Source organism: Mesobacillus selenatarsenatis SF-1 (genome assembly GCF_000813125.1).
GTDB classification, from domain to species: domain Bacteria; phylum Bacillota; class Bacilli; order Bacillales; family Cytobacillaceae; genus Mesobacillus; species Mesobacillus selenatarsenatis.
Genome location: NZ_BASE01000072.1, coordinates 1 through 22,033, shown reverse-complemented (window position 1 = coordinate 22,033; position 22,033 = coordinate 1). Strand labels below are relative to the sequence as shown.

Sequence of the window (22,033 nt, the reverse complement as noted above, 5' to 3'; positions counted from 1 at the left end):
TTTGCCTATTTTACAATAGGGTGATAAGAAATGCGCAAGCGGCTTGGTCAGCCCCGACAAGCGCTGGAAGTCCTGTCAGTGAAGTCGTTTTTTGACTTCATTGGCAGGACCGAAGCGTCTCGAGTGGTTAGGCGCTGGAGCTAGACACTTCTAGAAGTGAAAGAAATTCACTTTCTTATTTCTTGAGACACCCTAAAAGAAAATGAGGAGAAGCTATGACGCCAGCAAAATCGAAAAGCTTACCCAGCAATCCCGTCATTGCTTTGCTGACTGAAATAAAAGAAGATAACGGACCTGACTTTGGTAAAGTCCACTCCTTTTGCGAAGAGCTTCACCAGGGAGTTTCTGAACAAGGCGGAAGTTTTTACGTATTTTCACTGAAAGGCTTTTCTGATGAAGGAGTCGAGGGCTATTCCTACGATGACAATGCAGATGACTGGAAAAAAGGACTTTTTCCCTTTCCCGCTGTCATCTACAATCGGGTTTCATCCCGAAGGACCGAAATCAGCAAAGGATTTAAGGGATTTTTAAATAAATTGGATGCTCTGGGAATAAAGATATTTAATCACCGGTTTCTTTCAAAGTGGGAGATCCATGAATCTTTATTGAGAGAAGAACATTTGCATTCGTTCATACCTGAAACACATCTATATTCCGGGAGTCAGCTCGAAACCATGCTTGAAAAGCATGATGAGCTATACATCAAACCTGTTCATGGCAGCCAGGGACGCAATATTATCCAGGTAGCCAAAAATGACGGGATGATCAATGCATCATTATCCTCGATGCCGGCCAAGGATCTCCCGGTCTTCGAACATGTATCAGAACTGTCCCGTGCCATCAATCCCATAGTTGGAAAACGGCTATGCATCATTCAGCAGGGTGTACAGCTATCAGAATTAAATGGAAGAAGGATGGACTTCAGGGTTCTCTGTCATAAAAACGCCCAGCAATTCTGGAAGGTTACTTCCATCGTCGCCAGAGTTTCCGCAGAGCAGCTTTTCGTATCTAATATAGCCCGCGGAGGCGAGGTCATGAAACCGGGGCATACTCTCGCATTGATTTTCGGAAAGGAACAGGCGAGGCATCAGTTGGCGCTGATGAAAGAGCTGGCTCTTGAGATTGCAGAAGTCATCAGCAAAAATGCTGAAGGACTCACCGCCGAGCTGGGGATTGATATTGGAATTGATATTAAAGGCAACCTGTGGCTGATCGAAGCCAACTCCAAGCCTTCCAAGAACTTTGAAGAGCGCGGCACGAAAATCAGGCCCTCGACAAAAGCCATCATCGACCATTGCTATGGACTTTGCCAACTATAAACTGAAATGCGCAAGCGCCTTGGTCAGCCCCGACAAGCGCTGGAGGGCCTGACAGTGAAGTCGTTCTTTGACTTCATTGGCAGGACCGAAGTGACTCGAGGGGCTAGGCGCTGGAGCTGAACAATTCTATAAGTAAGAATTATACTTTCTTATCCTTGCACAAAAGGAGTAATGCAAATGATTACATTCGGAATGATGTCACTTTCCTTAAAAAGTGAACTAACATATTTTACCGAGATTGCCAAGAGGGCGAATCCAAACATCTTCACCTGCTTTCGGTTCTCACCGGCTAAAATCCACCCAGTAACACAATTGGTATCGGGAGAAAAATTCGACCACAAGAAAGGCTGCTGGGTTAAGTCCGAATTTCCGCTCCCCATGATCGTTTATGACCGTTGTTTTTATACAAATGATCCTTCATCGAAGCAGGCGATGGCGATTGTAAAATGGCTCAAGAAAAAAGCCGATATTACCTTCCTTGGAAACGGCTTGCCAAATAAATGGGCCATTTACGAGGTTCTGTCGAAATCATCCCTGTCTCCATACATCCCGAAAACGATTCTTATCGGCAGCGGAAAAGATGTTATTGCCCAGCTAGAAGTGATGAAAAAGGCAGTCTTGAAACCGATCTTCGGTTCTGGCGGCGCAGGGATCTATAAAATTGAAAAATCAGGTGGAGAGTTTGAAATTTCAGCTGATCCTGGCGGCAGGTTATTCACAAAAACTTTCCATTCCACCTCTGAGACAGAGGATTGGCTCGACAGCCTGTTCAGTAAAAAAGAGTATATGATGCAGCCTTACCTAGAACTGTCCGATATGCAAAATTGTCCTTTTGACATAAGAGTGCTGCTGCAAAAGGATCATGAGGAAAAGTGGATTGTGCGCGGCAAGGGAGTCCGCCGCGGCAGCAGGGATGGAATCCTTTCGAACTTACGTGCCGGCGGAGAAATCCTGCCATTTGAAGAGTATACGAATTCACTGAATATCCGTTCAAGAAGATTCATTTTACATGAATTGGAAGAAATTCTTTCGAAGCTGCCCGGTATCCTTGAAGCCTCTTTCCCTCGGCTTTTTGAGCTGGGTGTAGATATTGGTGTATCAAAGGACCATGCCCTGTGGGTGCTTGATACAAATTCAAAGCCCGGCAGAAAGGTCATTGCTTCCACAAATCCGGACCTGAACGAGGTGCTATATAATGCACCGCTTGAATATGCCAGAGTCCTTTCGGAAATTATGCCAGAAAGAGAGGAACAGCGCTTATGAGAAAAAAATATCCCGTTGAAGTCATCTCACACTCCAAGCAACTAGTCTTTGTACCTGCTGACCTGACAAATAACAAGGAAATCAATAAAATCGCGTTTGGCAACAAGGTGGTTGATGTTACATGTGCTCCTCATCCTAAGGGAAGAAATGTGGTAGTCCTGAGTAATGACGTGCAGAAGGAGCTCTCAATGCCTGATTTATCAACTTCATTGCATATTTTTATCGATCAGCACACATTGTTTATCGGGCCCCTGATAGGCATTCTGACGTCTGGGTTCACGCCTTTTCCATTAAGACCGATTGGTGAGAGGTCCATGTTCTTCGCCAAACTGCTTTCTGTCAATAAATCTGTAGGTGCCCTTCCCTTCGTCTTTGGCGAGGAACACATCGACTGGGATCAAGGATTGATCGAGGGTTATTTCTTTGTCGATGGTGGCTGGATGAAAATAAAGGTGCCCTTTCCCAATGTTGTATACGACCGTCTACCTAATAGGCGCACCGAAAGAAAATCTGAACTCCGCAGCATGAAGTCCAGGATGCAGACCGATTATTTGATTCCATGGTATAATCCGGGCTTTTTCAGCAAGCTGGATGTATTTGAGCGCCTGCAGCAGGACGAACGTGCAGTAGAGTATTTGCCTGAAACACATCAATTTTCTTCTTTTACCGTAATTGAAAGAATGCTTTCAAACTATGGAAACGTCTATGTCAAACCGGCTAATGGAAGTCTTGGACTGGGAATCCACCAAATTCTGTTTGATAAGCACAATGGCTATTATTATTGCCGTTACCGTGACCAGGAGGGCATTAATAAGTTAACAAAGTTTGAAAGTCTTGAAAAGTTAATGCAGAAGGTTTTTTACAAGCGAAATCTTTCCCAGATGATTGTTCAGCAGGGTATAAGCCTGCTTAGATCCGAAAAAAGACTCATTGATTTCAGGGTTCATACAAATAAAGATGAATACGGTCAGTGGCAAGTAGCAGCGATCGCCGCAAAAATTGCCGGCCAGGGCAGCGTGACCACCCATGTGAACAATGGAGGAGTCGTAAAATCGCTTGATGAATTGTTTGAAGACAGGACCGAGAGAGAGCTTTGTGAGAAGAAACTTTCTGAAGCATCACTGCTCCTAAGTTCCATTTTGGAAAAGAATATGGAAGGTATCATAGGCGAGATTGGTTTTGACTTAGGAATTGATAAATCAGGAAGAGTTTGGCTCTTTGAAGCCAACTCAAAGCCTGGACGGTCGATCTTTAAGCATCCAAAGCTAAAGAATTTCGATCTGCTCACGAGAAAGCTGTCTCTATCTTTCGGCATTTTTTTAGCAGAAAAAGCCATTACGGCACCTGAGGATATTTTCAAATGATTCTCCGCTATAATGCTGAATCGAAGGAATGGACACATGAAGCCAAAGCTGGCGAAAAATACAGCTTTGGCTTTAATAGAATCAGCGTGCCTGCCGCTTCGTCAGAGACACTCCCGGAGAGGAGCCAACAGTTTTCATTGAAAAATAAGCAGGAAAATATCGGACCGTTGGTTGGGATCATGACCTCAATGAGCAAGAATATGTCCCTTTCCGGCAATGGTTCATTGTTTCAGGCACTTCAGACAGAGATGCTGAAACGGAATGGATTGATTGTCGTCTTTCCTCCTGAAACCATCGTCAAAGATGGACTCACCGGGTTCGTATTTTTGCCTGATGCTCGAAAATGGATTCCTGTGAGAACACCTCTGCCTCATCTTGTTTTCAATCGTGTCCCCTTTCGGAAAGCAGAGCAGCAGCCTGCCTTTAAAGATGCCGTGAACTACCTGACCGCGCTCGGAATCCCATTTTTCAATCCTGCCTTTATCAATAAAAACAAGCTATACTCACTATTTGCCAGACATCCACAATTAAGAAAGCTAATGCCTGAAAGCATTGCTGTAAAATCGATGATCCAATTAGCCGCCTTCCTTGATAAGCATGAGGGCATCTACCTGAAGCCTGCTTCTTCTTCTAAAGGAATCGGGATATTCCGGCTCCGGCAAAAAAATGGGCAAATCGAATTCGATAGCCATTCACATCGCCATCTTTATCCTGGCATAAAGGAATTCTGGAAGGTCAAATCCAGGCAGTTGTTAAAATACGAGTACATTGCCCAGAAAGAAGTCACGCCGACAGCCATCGATGGCAAACGATTTGACTTCCGCGTCCATGCCCATGACGGACCGGATGGGTACGAAGTGACTGGAATCGGCATCCGCCAATCCCGGAAACAGGACCTGACCACCCACCTGCCAAACGGAGGAGTCATGCTCCCCTATATTAAGGTCAAGAATGATAGACATGACCGATTTTTCGACTGGGCCGTAAAAGAAATTGGACAGCTGCTTACTGAAGAGTTAGGCTATTTCGGAGAATTTTCCCTTGATGCAGGAATCACCGAAAAAGGCCATTATGTCATTTATGAAGTCAACTCAAAACCAATGAGCTTCGACGAACCCCAGATTGAGGAAAAAAGGATCTCCGCTCTTGTCGATTTATTTTTCAGGAAAACAGGATTTTGATGCAAATTCCTTGGTACAGCTATTGTGGGCCGCCATGAAACGCGGCTTCTTTTTTATTTTCTCTAAACTTCTGCTTTATTTCAATAAGGGTTTATCTGCACTTCTTCTTGCTTGAATACTATATAATAATGAAAAAGACATTTTCACAGGGGGAATCAGATTGATTACTCATTTCCAGTTCAAATCATTATTCGAAAATAAGGATATGCCCGGCTGGCATTTTTCATTTTATTTTAACAAGCAGAAGTTTACGGGAATCTATCATCAAAACGGGGATATTGAGTGGACCTCTGAGGAGCCATCCGACGAGCATATCCATCAGTTGAAAGAACAAATTCACGAGCTGATGCTCTTCCATGTATATGACAAATAAGGTGTATGTTTCTTCTCCTTTTCCGGAATTCTAAGCTTAAAAACGTTGAAGGAGGATATCATGAAACAAAAACGGAGCAAGAAGTTCGCTGAGGACTTGCAATATGAGGGACGGGACGAAGTTTACGTCGATGTTGACCGGATGATCAATGAAGGCATGGCCGGCGGTACTGTGCATAGGTTGGACGGTACACCCAATATCGATGAAAGCCATGACTTTTACCCAGAAGATCCGCCTAACGAATAAAAAGCGTAAGCACCTTGAACAGCCCCGACAAGCGCTGGAGCCGGACACTAATCTTAGTACCAAAATTAATACTGTATTTTTAAACAAAAAAAGACACCACATCCTAAAAGGATGCTGGTGTCTTATCTGCTTTTTACAATCATATTTACTGCTTCTTTGATCGCTTCGTCGGCATCTTTGCCTTCCTGAGCTGCTTCAGTGATGCAAGATTCAAGGTTCTTAGCGACGATGAAACCAATGGCGCGGTCTACTGCGGAACGGACAGCTGATAATTGGGTAACAACATCCTTGCAGTGGTTTTCTTCTTCCATCATGCGAATGACTCCGCGTACCTGGCCTTCTAATCGCTTCAAACGATTTTTCATTTCTGTTGTGTATTCCATTTCCTACACCTCTCTCTTACGGTACCCCGTATTGTATCTATTATACCAGTATTTTTTCCTTTTTTCTACCAATTATAGCTCTCTGCACGAATTAACATTTTAAAGCTACACCTGTTATAATAAAAGATATGTCAGCTTTTATCAAATTAAATCTGAGGATACTTATATGATTAATAAAATATTATCTTATTTCCCTGATTCTGTCACGCATGAATATATCCCACTCCCTCCATCACCTGATTACTACTGGTTTAAAGAGGCAGATGAAAGTCCTTTGTGGATTGGTATTCCAAAAAATAAAATTTCTGAAAGCCAGCTTGAACTAATGAAAAACTTGTTTGAATTTGTCGAGTTGGAAAATAATACACATCTAAAAGGAGCAGCGCATTCCTGGAATCAATTTCTTTTCCATGATGGTGCTCTGCCAGCCGCAGCGATCGACGAAGTCCGTTTCATCCAGTTCAAGTTGCAGTCAAATAATATCGAATCAGAGGAAATCCATGAAGCTTTAAAAGGATTCTTTCCTGACCATACCACCCTCTGGGTAAAGGATTCGTACGGAATCATTATTGAAGAAAAAAAGGAAGTGCCGGAAAACGCTGATGATCTTTTTTCCATTGCCTCCACACTAGAGAGTGACTTCTATGTAAAGATCTCCTTTTATATCGGCAAATACAAGAATGTTTCTATGCAGCTCCCTGACTTTTTTAAAAGAGAAAAGCAAGTATTCGAGGAATTGACCACACATACCACCCGTGATGCTGTATACACCTTCGAAAAAGCTTTCCCACTGCTGTTAGCGACACATTTGCCAGATTACCTTAAGGAAATTCTTGAAGCTACCATCCTTGAGGCATTTGGAGAGGATAAAGAGTTAATGGCTACGATAAAAGTATTTCTTGAAAACAATTCTAACGCCTCTCTTTCGGCCAAAAAACTTTATGTCCATCGCAATACTCTTCAATACAGATTGGACAAGTTCATGGAGAAGACCGGCGTCAGCTTAAAGGATTTTGATGCAGCCGTTGTCGTTTACCTTGCCAGTATTTATGAAGAAATGCGCTGATTCAATACCATTAAACAAATTGCATAAAAGGGCTTACATTTTTTTGTGCACCCTGCCGATGCTTATTTCAGGTCATTTCCGCTAAACTGTTTTTGTAGACAAACATTCAGGGAGGCTTAACAAAATGGCCGAGTTAAAATTAGACAATATTTATAAAATCTATGACAATAAAGTAACAGCTGTAGAAGACTTCAACCTTCACATCCAGGATAAAGAATTCATCGTATTCGTTGGCCCATCAGGCTGCGGTAAATCTACTACACTTCGTATGATTGCCGGACTTGAAGAGATTTCTAAAGGCGATTTCTATATCGATGGAAAGCGCGTGAACGATGTACCTCCAAAAGACCGTGATATCGCAATGGTTTTCCAGAACTATGCACTATATCCACACATGACTGTTTACGATAACATGGCATTCGGATTGAAGCTTCGTAAATTCGCTAAGGATGAAATTGATCGCCGCGTTCAAGAAGCTGCCAAAATCCTTGGTCTTGAGCCGTACTTAGACCGTAAGCCAAAAGCACTTTCTGGTGGTCAGCGCCAGCGTGTTGCATTGGGACGTGCGATTGTCCGTGACGCAAAGGTCTTCTTAATGGACGAACCATTATCAAACCTTGACGCAAAGCTTCGTGTACAGATGCGTGCAGAAATCGCAAAGCTTCACCGCCGTCTGGATACAACGACTATCTACGTAACGCATGACCAGACTGAAGCGATGACAATGGCAACTCGCCTTGTAGTCATGAAGGATGGTATCATCCAGCAGGTTGGAGCTCCTAAAGAAGTTTACGAAAATCCTGAAAACGTCTTTGTTGGCGGATTTATCGGATCACCTTCCATGAACTTCTTTACTGGTAAGCTTGAAGAAGGCAAATTCACAAACAATAACTCTTCGATCGCTATTCCAGAAGGCAAAATGAAAGTTCTTCGCTCTCAAGGTTATGTCGGCAAGGACATCATCCTTGGCGTAAGACCAGAAGATCTTCACGATGAGCCAGTATTCATCGATGCTTCACAAGGCGCTACTATCAAAGCGACTGTTGAAGTTTCTGAATTAACTGGTGCTGAAACAATGATCTACTCTCAATTTGAAGGCCAGGACTTTGTTGCTCGCGTTGATTCACGCACAGATGTAGAACCAGGCCAGGTAATCGAATTGGCATTCGATATGAATAAAGTCCACTTCTTTGATGCTGAAACAGAAAGTAGGATCCGTCCTTAATAATGACAGTAAAAAAAGCAACCGCCTGTGCGGTTGCTTCAGACTGTAGACAAACTCGATGGAAGTCGAGATTGTCTACAGTCTTTTTGTTTGGTGGGAAAATGGGGCTGTTGATTTCCGTTCCAGGCGCTTCGCTTTCCGCGGGGCTGGCGGTGAGCCTCCTCGCCGCCGTTGGCGTCTGCGGGGTCTCACCTGTCCAGCTGATCCCGCAGGAGTCTACGCGCCTTCCACTCCAATCAACAGAACTTCTAAATTTAGCGTGGAACTACAACGTAGTCTATTTTTAAATAAATACATATAACGCTTTAGGTGATAAAAAAGATGCTTTCGAAGAACAATCCACTCCAACGAGACCAATTAAAAATGGTTGCTATAGACCAGCTTGTTCCTCAGGAACATTTAGTACGCAAGATGGAAGCGGCTCTTGATTTTTCATTCATCTAAAGCAACCGCCTGTGCGGTTGCTTTTTTTAGTTCCATGGAATAGAAAACCTCATTCTTTAATTAAGAAAACCTTGCTAGACCCGCAATTAGGACATTTAAACATATGCGGGCATTCCCCTTGCGCGAAATCAGTTGGATACCCATCTTCAAGCTTCATTTGATCGATTGGCATATAAGGACTGTAATCATCGTAAAAGTCTGCTTCTCGCCCATTGTTCTCCATGCTGCCGCTGCAGTTTGGACACGACGGAGTGATCGACTTGAAGCCATTGCAAATCGGGCACATCCCCATTCTCTTCAATCCTTTCTGCTTTACTGATATCGATAGTTTGCGTTGATTAGAAATGGATATGTAGACTGATTATTTTGGAAGTAATTACCTAAATCACTTGACGCATAAACTTCTCAAAACAAAACATACTAGTTATTAATAAAACAGCAACAGAAAACAACGCAGCAACAACAAGCGCAACAAAATCATTGGGTTAAGCCTTAGAAGGCAGCTATAACGCGCGCCGGTGCAATTCCGGCTAGCCCAGCCAATATTCCCATCACGGGTTAAACCAGGCGGCATGGCAAAGCCATGATTGGTTCAAGTCCAATACTAACCCAAATACAACTTTGAAAAACACAAAGGAGGAAATATTAATGGCTAGCAGTAACAACTCTAATCAATTATTAGTTCCTGGTGTTCAACAAGCTCTTGATCAAATGAAGTACGAAATCGCTACAGAATTTGGCGTACAACTTGGTGGAGAAACTACTTCTCGTGCTAACGGATCTGTTGGTGGAGAAATCACTAAGCGCCTAGTTCAAATGGCTGAGCAACAACTTGGCGGTTCTGCACGCTAATTGTAATTAACAATAAAATTAAATAGAATGGCTAGGCCCCCTTTCCAAAGGGGGCCTTTTAAATTGTAGTTCTGAGCCTTTCAAGCAACTGCTTAACTGAAACTTGAATTTGTTTGACTTCCATTCACCTATTCCGGCTAAATGAAGAAGCACTCTGTTAAATCATCTTTTCAGGCTTAACCCACTCGTCATATTGCTCTGATGTTAAATAGCCTGTTTTAATCGCCGCTTCTTTCAAGGTTGTATTTTCTTTGAAAGCGAGCTTGGCGATTTCTGCTGCTTTTTCATAGCCAATATGTGGATTCAAAGCTGTTACAAGCATTAATGACCGCTCAACATGGCCAGCAATGACATCAAGATTCGCCTCAATACCTTCTGCACAGTTATCATTGAATGATCTCATTCCATCGGCCAACAGCCTTGCACTCTGCAAGAAGTTATAAATGATAACTGGTTTAAAAACATTCAGTTCAAAATTCCCCTGGCTAGCAGCAAAACCGATGGTTGCATCATTTCCAAACACCTGTGTCGCTACCATTGTCAGTGCTTCGCTCTGGGTTGGATTAACCTTACCAGGCATGATGGAGCTGCCAGGCTCATTTGCCGGTATCGATAGTTCTCCAATCCCGCTTCTTGGACCGCTGGCCAGCCAGCGAACATCATTGGCAATTTTCAACAAGTCTGCTGCGAGTCCTTTTAATGCTCCATGAAGGAACACGATTTCATCATGTGAGGTCAGTGCATGGAATTTGTTTGGAGCGGAATGGAATGTCTCCCCCGTTTGTTCAACAAGCTGTTTTGCAACCTTGTCACCAAAATCCTTCGCGGCATTTATGCCTGTACCTACAGCAGTTCCGCCAATCGCTAAATCTCGTACGTATTTCAATCCATCCTTAATCATCTGTTCATTTTTTTCAAGCATGGCTCTCCAGCCGCTGACTTCCTGCCCCAATGTCAATGGGGTCGCATCTTGGAGGTGTGTCCTGCCAATTTTGATGATGTCATTGAATTCTTGTTCTTTTTTCTTCAATGTTTCTTTAAAAAGATCTAGAGCAGGCAATACTTCACCTGTCACTTTTTTGACAGCAGCAATATGCATCGCTGTCGGGAATGTATCGTTCGAGCTCTGTGACATATTCACATCATCATTTGGGTGGACTTTTTCATCAGACCCTTGATTTTTGAGCAGTTCACTCGCCCTTCTTGCAACCACTTCATTCACATTCATATTGGATTGAGTTCCGCTTCCCGTCTGCCATACGACTAACGGAAAATGTGTATCAAAATTCCCGGCTAGGATTTCATCGCAGGCTGCCTCGATCGCCTTCGCTTTTGCATCTGACAACTTTCCTGAAGCGGCATTCACACTAGCTGCAGCTTTCTTAACTTCTGCAAATGCATAAATCACATCAATTGGCATTCTTTCTGTGCCTATCTTGAAATTCTGTTTGCTCCGTTGTGTTTGCGCACCCCAGTACTTCTCTGATGGCACTTTGATTTCGCCTATTGTATCTCTTTCAATCCGATAATCTGACAACACAATCCCTCCTCAATCTAATTATTAACTTATCAAAACATTTAAAACATTTTCGCCTATAGGATAACTGTTTTTAAGAAGAATTTACAGAAAAGTGCATATAACGTCAAAAAAGCGGAAGCAGTCATGAATGCTGCTTCCGCTTTTCATTATGTCTATTTTCGCTCCAGGTTATGCCTTATAAATTGCATAGCCTATATAATAGCCCAGGATCATTATGCTTGCGATGCTTAAGGTTACTGCGAACTCCGCCATCTTGACAACCTCCTGAAATTTTATGTGGTTATTATTAAATTACCACAGTAAGCCTAACGGCAACGGGAGGGTTTCGTAACATTCTGTGACAAAAACAGGGATCGAAGTGACGTTTCTCATATTACAAAACCCATATCCCAATGAACGTCAATTTTTTAATACCGAGGGTTACCCACTAAAAAATCCACACCCAAAAAGAATGGGTGTGGATTTTTTTAACCTGCCTTAACTTTGTTGCCAAGCTGCAGCTGGTACATTTGAAAATATTTACCTTTAAGCTCCATCAGCTGATCATGGTTCCCTTTTTCAACAATTCGACCGCGGTCCAGCACAAGGATCTGGTCAGCATTGCGGATGGTCGACAATCTGTGGGCAATGATGAAAGTCGTCCTGCCTTCCTTAAGGATATCCATAGCTTCCTGGATAATCGCTTCTGTCTCGGTATCGATGCTTGATGTCGCTTCATCAAGAATCAGGATAGCCGGATCAAAGGCCAAGGCTCTGGCGAAAGAAACCAGCTGTCTCTGCCCGCTTGATAGCGTACTCCCCTTTTCAATCACCGGCTCATCATACCCTTTTTCAAGATTTTTCAGGACGGTGTCTGCCCCAACGCTGGCCAGCGCTTTCTCAACCCTATCCCTGGTGATGTCAGGGTGATCGAGGCTAACGTTGGAGGCTATTGTGCCGGTAAAAAGGAATGGATCCTGCAGGACGATGCCCATATGCTTCCGCAACGTCTGTCTTGGCATTTCAGTAATATCCATGCCGTCAATCAGAATTTTACCTTCCTGCGGATCATAGAACCTGAACAGCAGGTTCATGATCGAACTTTTGCCTGATCCCGTATGGCCTACGAGTGCGACTGTTTCACCCTGTTTTGCTTCAAAGCAAAGATCCTTAAGCACATACTCACCTTTTTTATAGCCGAATGATACATGGTCGAAAAGGACATTTCCTTTGTATCGGGGAATCTCCTTCTCGCTTACGTCGATTCCTTCCTCATCCATAAGATTGAACACCCGCTCTCCAGCAACCAGCGCCTGCTCTAGGTTAGCCAGCTGGTTGACGATTCCCTGGACAGGATTGAACAGACGGTTAATATAATCGACAAACGCGTAGAGCATACCAAGTGAAATGGCAGAAGATGGCTGAAGTGCCTCACCGCCGAAATACCAGATGAACGCCACGAAGACGATATTTCTTAAAACTCCCACAAGGTTATGGGAGGTTGAGGAATTCAAACTTAACAATTTATTTTGATAAGTGAAATGCTCCTTGTTCAACGTCTCGAATTCCTGTTGTGTTTCTTTTTCCCGGCTGAAGGCCTGAATGATGCTCATGCCCTGGATCGATTCATTGACCATGCCATTAATATCACTTACGCGGGAGCGGATGACATGGTTGTATTTTGATGCGTACTTCCGGTAAAGCTTCGCCCAGACAAACAGGATTGGCAACAGCAGTAAACAAATTGCTGCAAGGTTCGCATTCAGGATGAACAAGGCAATATAGATGCCGGTAATATAAATGAAACTTGTAAAGAAAGTTGAAAGGACCGTAACGTACAATTCGCGGATCGCCTCTGTATCATTCGTGATCCTCGCAACGACCTTCCCTGCAGGAAGATTGTCAAAATACTGAATTGGCAGCCGCTGAATCTGTCTGAAGACATCCTCCCGGAGCTTCTGGATAATCCGGTTCGCTGACTTTTGCAAGTAAAATCTCTGCCCATATTGGAAGATGGACGCAATGATCAGCAAGCCGAAATAAAACGAAAGCAGCTTAATAATATTCGGGATTTCTGGTTTGTAAAAGTTCATCAAATCATCGCCGGATAGAACTTCTGCTTCATATTGCGCAGCCTTTGACCCTTTGCTGATTGTTAATAACCCATCCTCATAGCTGCGGCTTCCATCGAATTCGACATCAGCATCCACAAATAAAAAATTCCTGCCAACCTGTAAAATCCGGGCAGAATCTGCGTTCGCAGCTTCGCCATCCTTTGTGTAATAACTGCCATTATATTCAACTGCACCAGCGCCAGCTTCTGTCTTGTGCCAGACTGACTCAATTCCTAAAATGTGGTTATCAATCATCCGCTTGGCTATGAATGGTCCTGCCAGGTCTGCAACAACAGCGACAGTCAGCATCGCCAGGGCAATCAGGATTATTTTCTTATAATTTAACGCATATCTAAACAGTCTTTTTCCTGTACTCATACGGAGTGCACCTCCTCTTCGACTGCTGCAGCCTGCTGCTTGATATATTGCTCGTAATACCAACCTTGAGCAGCCATCAATTGTTCGTGCATGCCTTCCTCAATTATTTTTCCATCTTCAAGTACGACGATATGATCAGCATGCTCAACCGCAGACAATCTGTGAGTTGTTATGATGGTTGTTTTCGCATTCCGCTCTCTGCGGATGTTATCAATGATTTTTTTCTCTGTTTTTGCATCGACTGCTGACAGCGAATCATCGAGAATAAGGATTTCCGGATCCTTGATCAAAGCACGTGCAATCGAAATACGCTGCTTCTGGCCGCCAGAAAGCGCGACCCCTTTTTCACCGACAAGTGTCTCCAGACCTTCCGGCAGCATTTCCAGGTCTTTGCGAAAAGCAGCCAAATCGATGATATCCTGCAAATCTTTTTCAGAAGCCATCGGGTTTCCGAACAGAATATTTTCCTTAACCGAACGGGAGAAAAGGATGTTTTCCTGAGGAACATACCCCATCCAGCCCCGAGTCTGCCTCAGGCTGTGCTCCTGGATCGGCACTCCTGATACAAAGAGGTTCCCACTGCCTTCAGGATATTCCCTCAACAGCTGTTTGATCAGCGTTGTCTTGCCGCTCCCCGTCTTCCCGACGATCCCCAGCGTTTCACCACGGTTCAAATGCAGCTTGATATTATCTAGGTTGTTCACATTGGATGACGGATATTTGAATGTGAACTCGGACATCTGTAAATACTCCGGATCATTGCCCTCCACTGGTTTCACTGGATCGGCAACATCCTCTTTGTACGATAATGTCTCATTCAGGCGGTCAAGAGACGCATTGCCTCGCTGCATGACATTGATCAGTTCACCGATTGCGAACATCGGCCAGATCAGCATTCCCAGGTATACATTGAAGCTGACCAGCTCTCCCAGCGTCAGCTTTTGCTGGAAAACAAGAAATGCTCCATATCCTAGACCAATCAGATAGCTCATACCAACAAGGATCTTAATGGTTGGTTCAAACAAAGAATCGATTTTCGCGACTTCGACATTTTTACGATAGACATCTTCAGTCAAGTCATGAAACCTTGATTCATCGGATTTCTCCTGTACATAAGCACGGATGACCCGCACTCCTGATACGGATTCAAGCACCCTGTCATTCAGCTCGCCGAATGCATCCTGAGCAGAAGTGAATTTAGAATGAATCTTTTTGCCATATACGTTAACTAGAAATGCCATGATTGGCAGTGGGATAATTGAAACAAGTGTAAGCTCCCAGCTGATGAAAAAGCCCATTGTGAACAAGATTGTCAGCATGAAAATGCTCGAATCGACAAGTGTCAGTACTCCGAAACCAGCCGTGATTGATATTGCTTTCAAATCATTCGTTGCCCTTGCCATCAAGTCACCTGTACGATTCCTTTCAAAGAACGTCGGTGTCATCTTCAGCAAATGCTTCATGAAGCGGGTCCTGAGTTTCCGTTCAATCAGGAATGCTCCGCCGAATAATTGATACATCCAAATGTAAGTGATGAAATAAGAGACCACCGTAATCAGCAAGAGGCCGCCAATATACTTTAGAATTAAATTCTCGTTCATGGAACCAATCTGGATTGCATCGATTGCCATCCCGACGATTTTCGGCGGCAGGACATCAAGAATACCGACAAAAATCAGTAATGAGATAGCCACACTGTATCTCTTCCAGTTTTCTTTAAAAAACCAGCTTAACTTTGATAAAACTGATAACATAAATAATCATTCTCCTCTCGTCGAAAAGCGCAAGCACCTGGTCAGCCCCGCAACCTCTCGAGCTAGGTGCTGGAGTTCGGCATTTCTCGGAATAAAATTTCAACATGTTTCTAACTAGCAAATCTGACTAACCGCTTTCAAGATATTCCTTTTTTACCATTTCCCTTACATTTGACTTACTCATTTCGATTCCTCCTTAATAATTTTTGGAATGGATATTCGCTCGCTGAACATGAAAAAAGACATACCGCGGCATGCGATATGTCTTGAATCACTCGATAAAGACAGAAAAAGGCATACGTCACGCAGATGCGCAACCCATGCCTTTTCAGTCACAGAGCAACTTGATTAAAAATCAGTTATGGTAAAAGAATGGGTTACGTGTATTTAGTTGAGCGTATCTTGCGTTTTTTACAATGTTCATATCCGTAACCCTCCTTTTAGTTATATTTTCCATTCCTTTGTAAGGTTATCACCTTAACAGTCACAATGTCAATTCTAACTTTTCGATATTTTTCATCATTTTACTTTTCAGCTGACTTGCTGCGCCATATTTTTCGTACAAACAGCAGATAAAATAGCAGCGGCATTGGTGCCTGAATCAAACCTAGGATTCCCCAAAGCCAATAATTATGGCCATGCTTTCGAGCATTTATAAAAAGAAAAATGCTCTGCACCAATAGAATCAAAACGACCACGGCCAGCATAACAGGTGACAGTTCCTCATTCATCGGCTGCCCACCTGCTTTTGTACTCCTTTAAAACTATAGATTGCTGTAATCGCGAGCGTCGCAGCCTGCAGCATTAAGAAGAGCATCGGGAGCTCCAGCATAGTGAAGATCACCCCGCTCAAAATCAGCATAGCACTTAAAATGAACCACGCTAACTCGCGGCGATATTTCTTCTTTTGAACCTGCTGCTGATTCAGAACCATCTCTTCAAACCATTTTTCAACAGGGGTATAGGTGTCCAAGGAATCCAGTTTGTCTAGTCCATTATTGATGGCGCTGATAGTGTCAAAAAATTCTTTATCCATTTGTTCATGTTTTGACGAGATTCCCTTTTGGTTTTTCATCTACTTTCAGCTCCCTTCTAACAGCTAGAAGTCCATGGTGGACTCTAGACTTCGCGGTACCAGCGGCGATATTCAGGATTTCACTAATCTCATCGTACGAATATCCATAATAATGCTTAAGGATAAGAGGAATACGCATTTCATCTGTCAGCCTGGATAATGCAGCGAGCGCATCTGTCCATTCTTCATTCTTCGATTCCATTTGCCACTGCAGCTTGCGTGACGCTGCTTCTCCTTCGTTCCATTCCCGCTCGCGCTTTTTTTTGCGGTGCTGATCAATATACATATTTGTGGCTATGCTGATCAGCCATGACGAGAATTTTGATTTCCCATTGAATAAATGGATTTTCTCCACACATTTAGCCATCGTTGCTTGTGCTATTTCCTCTGCGATATCAGGATTCATCGTTATTTTCACCAGGTATTTTACCAGCAGGGGATAATGACTCCTGAATAGCATAGCAAACGAACGGTGGTCGCCCTTTTTAGCGCTATTGATTAACTCTTTCTCATCCATCAAAGCATGCCTCTCTTTCCCCGCCACCCCGAAAAATTATCTCTTAGATTGATTATTTATTAATTAGACGCATGAAGTAAAGAATCGTTCAAATAAATTTTTTAAAAGTTGGCTCTGTATAATTCAATTGAAAATGAAGTCTACGAAAAAAGAAAGCCCTGTATGGACTTTCCTCTATATCCCCTGCTCGACAGCAGACTCTTTAACAGCGGACCCACTCTCTTCTGCGAGCTTAGGCAAAACAATCATATAAAACACCCCAACAATGGCGAGGCAGCCGCCGACAATCCAATATAGCATTTCAATTGTTAGCAGAGCCGGAAAGCTGTACGCAATGAATGCAAGAGTCAATGAATGAGATAGCATGTTAAGCGGGCTGATTAGTCCCTGGACCCTGCCCATCATTTTCGGATCTATGATGCTCGGAAGCCACCCTCCAATTCCTACATTTATAAGCGGTAACGCCAGTGCAGAGATAAACAGGATTCCCAGGAATAGATAAATATTGTTTGGCAGTGATGCGAGAGCCGTAAAGCTGCCAGAGATGATCAAACCTACTGAAATCAGGTGGTAGAGCTTCACTTTTTGAGAAAGCAATGACGCAATAAAGCTGCCAATCAACACCCCGATGCCAAACACGAAGCCGATGACAATCGAGTATTGTTCATACGTATCTGGAGCCAGCTTATATTTCAGAATGAAAATTGGCATGACGGAGAAGCCGCCATTTACGATTCCAAAGATAAAAAAACCGATGATCAGAGTGAACAACAATTTACTGCTCAAGACATACTTAAAACCGTATTTAAAGTCCTTGAAGACCATTTGGATGTTCAAATCCTTTAGTGTATGAGAGCCATTTGGCAGTCGCGCCTCATTCGAAACGTCAGTCTTCTGAATGAGTAATGCACTGATGATGAACGACAGAGTGTCAACTAATATAGCGCCATAAATACCAACCGACCAATAAGCGAGTACCCCTAGTCCATTGCCAAACAACATGAACAGACTCATCACGAGCTGATTCAAACCAGCTGCAGTTGTGTAGTCCTCTTTTTTCAAGATTCCTTGTACCATCCCATGCTCAGCCGGGAAAAAGAACTTTTGAACCGCGCTTCTCAAAAACAGAACAGCAAAGACCAACGGCATCCAGCCAACATAGATTGCAGCAATCAATGCGACAGATAACCCGGCACTAATCCAATCACAATAAATGGCGATTTTTTGCCGATCCATCCTGTCCGCAAATACCCCGATCAGGAAAAACACCGCAAGCATTGGCACGGAATACATCAGCTCGGTTATTGTCGCATAGGCGGGCTGGGAGCTGAAACGGTCCAGTAAGAAAAACATGAAGGCTGTCAATCCGATTGTACTGCCCATTTGGGAAGTGAAGTTTGCTAAAAATAACTTCGTGAAACTCCTGTTCCTGAAAATCTCCGCAAATTTTTTCATAATTTTCTACTCCTCGCATCTCTTTTAATAACCTCATATTAACTTAATTTTCAGGTAACAATAAACTTTCTCCTGACCGTTTCTTTCTCCATCCTCAGACGGAGTGCCTCTGCACTTGAGAACTACCCTGGCTTCAGATGCTTTCAAGCTGGTTAGCCTGCCAACTCCGCCCAATTTAACCTCTAAAGGTTTTCGAACCAAGTTAACGGGGTAATATTCTATTAACCTAATAAAAATGATTCATTAAAGGAGTTATATATAAATGAAAGAGATTATGTCATCTAATGTTATGGTTCAGAAAAGATTCACTATGAAGAAGATGCTTGAAATCTATCAGGCTGCTAAAAAGTTGGACGGTACGACTTACCTATACAGCCGCCAGAAGGCAGTTGAGGCAACTTCATTGTCTAAGCTTGTTTCTTTCCTGCTGACAGTTGAACCAAATACAACTTTAAAAATTATTTTGGAAGGTACAGATGTAGAACCGAAATTAAACCAGCTGACTAAGCTGCTTACGAATGAAGCTTCTGTCCTTCGCGTAAAACGCAAGCGACTTATTGAGTCTTCCGAATCATTCCAAATTTAGTCCTAATAATAGATAAAATAATGACTGAGGTGAAGTTACATGGTAAGAACAATTCTTATGATTATCGGCGCTGTAGTCGTAATCGGTTTCCTATTAAGCTTAATATAATTTGATTTTAGTAAAGACCTGCTTAAATGCAGGTCTTTTTTTATGTTCACTCCAGTAGTTTTCATGAGGACATCCAATGTTTTCTGCGAGATACTCGACTTTTTGTTGAAATCAATTCTAACCTCGCAAAGGAATACACATAAAAACAGCACAGGAGACATATCCCCCGTGCTGTTTAGCATCAGTTATTGCTATCATCATCTTTTTCTTTATCATCAGATCCGTCGTCTTCAGATTCTCCGGTGTCTCCGGTATCTCCTTCGCCTCCGGTATCTCCTTCACCTCCGGTATCTCCTTCGCCTCCGGTATCTCCTTCACCTCCGGTATCTCCTTCGCCTCCGGTATCTCCTTCGCCTCCGGTATCTCCTTCACCTCCGGTATCTCCTTCGCCTCCGGTATCTCCTTCGCCTCCGGTATCTCCTTCGCCTCCGGTATTTCCTTCATCACCAGAGTCATCGGATTCACCGGTATCCTTTTTATCACTCGCTTCACTGGTGTCATTGCTGTTGCCAGAATTCGTTGACGCTGCTGCCGATTCAGTATTAGTTTCCTTTTTATCTTTCTTTTTTGCTTCTTCTTTCGGCTTTTCTTTCTTCTCTTTCAGCTTCTTTTTTGCTTCTTCCCATTGCTTCTTTAGTTTTTCTGCTTCCCTCTTAACCCTTTCCTCTAATTCTTTTACAGACTTGGCACGCTGCTGCCTCTTGTGTTCCTCGATATATTTAGAAAGTGGAGGAACATTGAAGGATCGTGCTTTTGTATTTTTCAATGCTTCCTTCATAAAGTCCTTGAAGACCAAGGCGGCTCCTTCACTGCTAGTAGTGGTTAAGTAGTGTTCCTTATCTGTCTTGTCATAACCAACCCATACAGCGCCAACAAGCTGTGGAGTATACCCTACAAACCACTGGTCCTTCGTTCCTTTGACGCCTTCAATCGGAACCTGTGTTGAGCCAGTTTTACCCGCTAATTCTCTACCCTCGATTTGGGCACCTTTCCCTGTTCCTTCCTGAACGACACCAAGAAGCATGGTTGTCATTTTCTCTGCGGTTTCTTTTGATACAGCCTTGCTCTTCTTCCCTTTATATTCAACAATGGTGTTGCCTTCTTTATCAACAATCTTGGTGATTGCATGCGTTTCATGACGTTCACCCTCGTTGGCAAATGCTGAATATGCTTCAGCCATTGTTACTGGAGATACGCCAGTAGATAAGCCTCCAAGTGCCAGGCCAAGATTACGGTCATTCTTAGGATCAAGCTTAATGCCAAAGTTCTTTACCGATTCCATGCCTTTGACTATCCCTATTTCATCCAACAGCCATACGGCAGGCACATTCAATGAATCTCTCAATGCTTCATACATCGGGACTTCGCCTTTATATTTATCATTGTAGTTTTGAGGCTTATAATCTTTGAATTCCATTTCTTCGTCTTTAAGCATGTCCGTAACGCCCCAGCCTTCTTCAAGCGCTGGTGCAAATACGGCAAGAGGCTTCATTGTTGAGCCTGGCTGTGCTTTTAACTGAGTAGCGCGATTATAACCACGGAACACATGCTCACCGCGGCCGCCTACAAGGGCACGAATCCCACCTGTTTTTGGATCAACCAGAACTGCTCCGCTTTGGACGATTTGCTTTTCAGTGCCTTTTGGAAACAGGTCATCTTTCGCGTAAGTCGCTTCCACAGCTGATTGCATTGTCACATCAAGTTCAGTATGAATTTGCAATCCGCCAGTTAAAATTTCTTCCTGAGTAAGACCGTATTTTTTGATTGCTTCATCAATAACATGATCAACATAATATGGATAGCGGCCACGCAACGGATCTCCGCCTTTTTCATTGAGTACAATCTTTTCAGCAACTGCCTTTTTATATTCCTCTTCCTTAATAAAACCATGGGTATTCATCATTTGGAGGACAAGATTTCGTCTGTCCACTGCTTCATCATAATTTTTATTAGGATCCAATGCAGACGGTGCCTTGATCAAGCCAGCAAGCATAGCCGCTTCGCTTATAGAAAGATCTTTAACATCCTTGCCAAAGTACCCCATTGCTGCCCGTTTGATTCCCCATGAACCATTTCCGAAATAAATACGATTCAAATACATTTGCATGATATCATCTTTGGAATATTGCTTTTCGATTTCCCTTGCCATGAAAAATTCTTCGAGCTTTCTTTTATATGTCTTTTCGCTCGATAGCAAAGCATTCTTTGTTAACTGCTGTGTAATCGTGCTTCCACCTTCAACAATACTTCCTGCTTTGACGTTTTGCACAAATGCCCGTGAAATTCCGACAAGGTCCACACCATCGTGTTCATAAAAACGGTGATCCTCGATGGCAATTACAGCATTCTTGACATGATCCGGGACATTTTCAATCTTGACCCCCTCATTTTTCAGAGCCGAAATCTTGCTGGCCACTTCACCACTAGCATCGTAGATGACTGTTGACTGTGACATGTCATCATTCAATGCACTGATGTCAGCACCCTCAGAATATACATGAAAAAAACTCAAGAAAGCCAGTATCGCTGTTGAAACAGACAAAACCAGCACCTGGTTCATATGAAGCCTTTTCCAGCCTCTTAAAAAACGTGTCGCTATAGAATTTTTGCTCACTGAGCACCCCAACCTTTTAAAAATAGTTTATAAATATGACACTTTCTTTTACCCATTTTTAAAAGGGATTAACACATATTGGCTAAATATGAGGAAAAAAGACATATAAGCAAGCAAAAGGCCAATTCATTTTCAAAACCAGCCATCACTTCAGACAAAACCTCATGCTGGAGACGTTGTTTTGTCCGAACACGGTA

At 43.1% G+C, this 22,033-nt stretch carries 21 protein-coding genes; 11 read left to right on the top strand and 10 right to left on the bottom strand.

Annotation, left to right across the window (positions count from 1 at the left end):
* The first annotated feature begins 215 nt into the window (after window positions 1-215).
* The 6 genes from TY49_RS14965 to TY49_RS14940 all read left to right on the top strand — a co-directional run bounded on the left by TY49_RS14965 (window position 216) and on the right by TY49_RS14940 (window position 5,746).
* Entirely contained in the window at window positions 216-1,319 is a 1,104-nt protein-coding gene (locus TY49_RS14965) for a YheC/YheD family endospore coat-associated protein (RefSeq protein WP_041966711.1), read from the top strand.
* 177 nt (window positions 1,320-1,496) lie between these two features.
* Entirely contained in the window at window positions 1,497-2,582 is a 1,086-nt protein-coding gene (locus TY49_RS14960) for a YheC/YheD family endospore coat-associated protein (RefSeq protein ID WP_041966710.1), read from the top strand.
* Window positions 2,579-3,946: a YheC/YheD family endospore coat-associated protein gene (locus TY49_RS14955; protein WP_041966709.1), complete on the top strand. Its 1,368-nt coding sequence runs from the start codon at window positions 2,579-2,581 to the stop codon at window positions 3,944-3,946. The genes TY49_RS14960 and TY49_RS14955 overlap by 4 nt, the downstream gene beginning before the upstream one ends.
* A complete protein-coding gene (locus TY49_RS14950) occupies window positions 3,943-5,127 on the top strand; it encodes a YheC/YheD family endospore coat-associated protein (protein ID WP_052442198.1) in 1,185 nt (394 codons plus the stop codon). Before TY49_RS14955 ends, TY49_RS14950 begins: the two co-directional genes overlap by 4 nt.
* 160 nt (window positions 5,128-5,287) lie before the next feature.
* A complete protein-coding gene (locus TY49_RS14945; protein WP_041966708.1) occupies window positions 5,288-5,500 on the top strand; it encodes a YheE family protein in 213 nt (70 codons plus the stop codon).
* A gap of 60 nt (window positions 5,501-5,560) precedes the next feature.
* Window positions 5,561-5,746: a hypothetical protein gene (locus tag TY49_RS14940; RefSeq protein WP_041966707.1), complete on the top strand. Its 186-nt coding sequence runs from the start codon at window positions 5,561-5,563 to the stop codon at window positions 5,744-5,746.
* 122 nt (window positions 5,747-5,868) lie between these two features.
* Here TY49_RS14940 and TY49_RS14935 read toward each other — a convergent pair whose 3' ends face one another.
* Window positions 5,869-6,129, bottom strand: a complete 261-nt coding sequence (locus TY49_RS14935; protein ID WP_041966706.1) for a metal-sensitive transcriptional regulator — start codon at window positions 6,127-6,129, stop codon at window positions 5,869-5,871.
* A 166-nt stretch (window positions 6,130-6,295) separates the two neighbouring features.
* On the opposite strand from TY49_RS14935, the gene TY49_RS14930 reads away from it, so the two are divergent.
* The 3 genes from TY49_RS14930 to TY49_RS25430 all read left to right on the top strand — a co-directional run bounded on the left by TY49_RS14930 (window position 6,296) and on the right by TY49_RS25430 (window position 8,864).
* Window positions 6,296-7,195 carry a PucR family transcriptional regulator gene (locus TY49_RS14930; protein WP_041966705.1) on the top strand — a complete coding sequence of 300 codons (900 nt, stop codon included), beginning with the start codon at window positions 6,296-6,298 and terminating at the stop codon, window positions 7,193-7,195.
* Between the two features lie 124 nt (window positions 7,196-7,319).
* On the top strand, window positions 7,320-8,420 hold the full coding sequence (locus TY49_RS14925) for an ABC transporter ATP-binding protein (RefSeq protein WP_041966704.1): 1,101 nt from the start codon (window positions 7,320-7,322) through the stop codon (window positions 8,418-8,420).
* A gap of 321 nt (window positions 8,421-8,741) precedes the next feature.
* A complete protein-coding gene (locus tag TY49_RS25430) occupies window positions 8,742-8,864 on the top strand; it encodes a hypothetical protein (RefSeq protein ID WP_269745752.1) in 123 nt (40 codons plus the stop codon).
* Between the two features lie 49 nt (window positions 8,865-8,913).
* Here TY49_RS25430 and TY49_RS24295 read toward each other — a convergent pair whose 3' ends face one another.
* Window positions 8,914-9,156, bottom strand: coding sequence for a hypothetical protein (locus TY49_RS24295; RefSeq protein WP_084135499.1), 243 nt, complete (start codon window positions 9,154-9,156; stop codon window positions 8,914-8,916).
* A gap of 356 nt (window positions 9,157-9,512) precedes the next feature.
* Between TY49_RS24295 and TY49_RS14920 the strand changes: the two genes are divergently transcribed.
* On the top strand, window positions 9,513-9,716 hold the full coding sequence (locus tag TY49_RS14920; RefSeq protein ID WP_023615428.1) for an alpha/beta-type small acid-soluble spore protein: 204 nt from the start codon (window positions 9,513-9,515) through the stop codon (window positions 9,714-9,716).
* 157 nt (window positions 9,717-9,873) lie between these two features.
* Here TY49_RS14920 and fumC read toward each other — a convergent pair whose 3' ends face one another.
* The 7 genes from fumC to TY49_RS14885 form a co-directional block, all read right to left on the bottom strand.
* Window positions 9,874-11,253: a class II fumarate hydratase gene (gene fumC / locus TY49_RS14915; RefSeq protein WP_041966703.1), complete on the bottom strand. Its 1,380-nt coding sequence runs from the start codon at window positions 11,251-11,253 to the stop codon at window positions 9,874-9,876.
* Between the two features lie 470 nt (window positions 11,254-11,723).
* On the bottom strand, window positions 11,724-13,727 hold the full coding sequence (locus TY49_RS14910; RefSeq protein ID WP_041966702.1) for an ABC transporter ATP-binding protein: 2,004 nt from the start codon (window positions 13,725-13,727) through the stop codon (window positions 11,724-11,726).
* Window positions 13,724-15,481 (bottom strand): ABC transporter ATP-binding protein, encoded by a 1,758-nt coding sequence (locus TY49_RS14905; protein WP_041966701.1) that lies wholly within the window; start codon window positions 15,479-15,481, stop codon window positions 13,724-13,726. Before TY49_RS14905 ends, TY49_RS14910 begins: the two co-directional genes overlap by 4 nt.
* A 524-nt stretch (window positions 15,482-16,005) precedes the next feature.
* Complete coding sequence (locus TY49_RS14900) at window positions 16,006-16,212, bottom strand: hypothetical protein (protein ID WP_041966700.1); 207 nt, start codon at window positions 16,210-16,212, stop codon at window positions 16,006-16,008.
* Window positions 16,209-16,556 carry a YxlC family protein gene (locus TY49_RS14895; RefSeq protein WP_041966699.1) on the bottom strand — a complete coding sequence of 116 codons (348 nt, stop codon included), beginning with the start codon at window positions 16,554-16,556 and terminating at the stop codon, window positions 16,209-16,211. Before TY49_RS14895 ends, TY49_RS14900 begins: the two co-directional genes overlap by 4 nt.
* Entirely contained in the window at window positions 16,522-17,073 is a 552-nt protein-coding gene (sigY, locus tag TY49_RS14890) for an RNA polymerase sigma factor SigY (protein WP_041966698.1), read from the bottom strand. Before sigY ends, TY49_RS14895 begins: the two co-directional genes overlap by 35 nt.
* A gap of 174 nt (window positions 17,074-17,247) precedes the next feature.
* A complete protein-coding gene (locus TY49_RS14885; protein ID WP_041966697.1) occupies window positions 17,248-18,528 on the bottom strand; it encodes an MFS transporter in 1,281 nt (426 codons plus the stop codon).
* A gap of 262 nt (window positions 18,529-18,790) precedes the next feature.
* Here TY49_RS14885 and TY49_RS14880 point away from each other — a divergent pair, with 262 nt between their 5' ends.
* Window positions 18,791-19,114: an HPr family phosphocarrier protein gene (locus TY49_RS14880; protein ID WP_041966696.1), complete on the top strand. Its 324-nt coding sequence runs from the start codon at window positions 18,791-18,793 to the stop codon at window positions 19,112-19,114.
* 289 nt (window positions 19,115-19,403) lie between these two features.
* Here TY49_RS14880 and TY49_RS14870 read toward each other — a convergent pair whose 3' ends face one another.
* Complete coding sequence (locus tag TY49_RS14870) at window positions 19,404-21,836, bottom strand: transglycosylase domain-containing protein (protein ID WP_439646173.1); 2,433 nt, start codon at window positions 21,834-21,836, stop codon at window positions 19,404-19,406.
* Window positions 21,837-22,033: the final 197 nt, after the last annotated feature.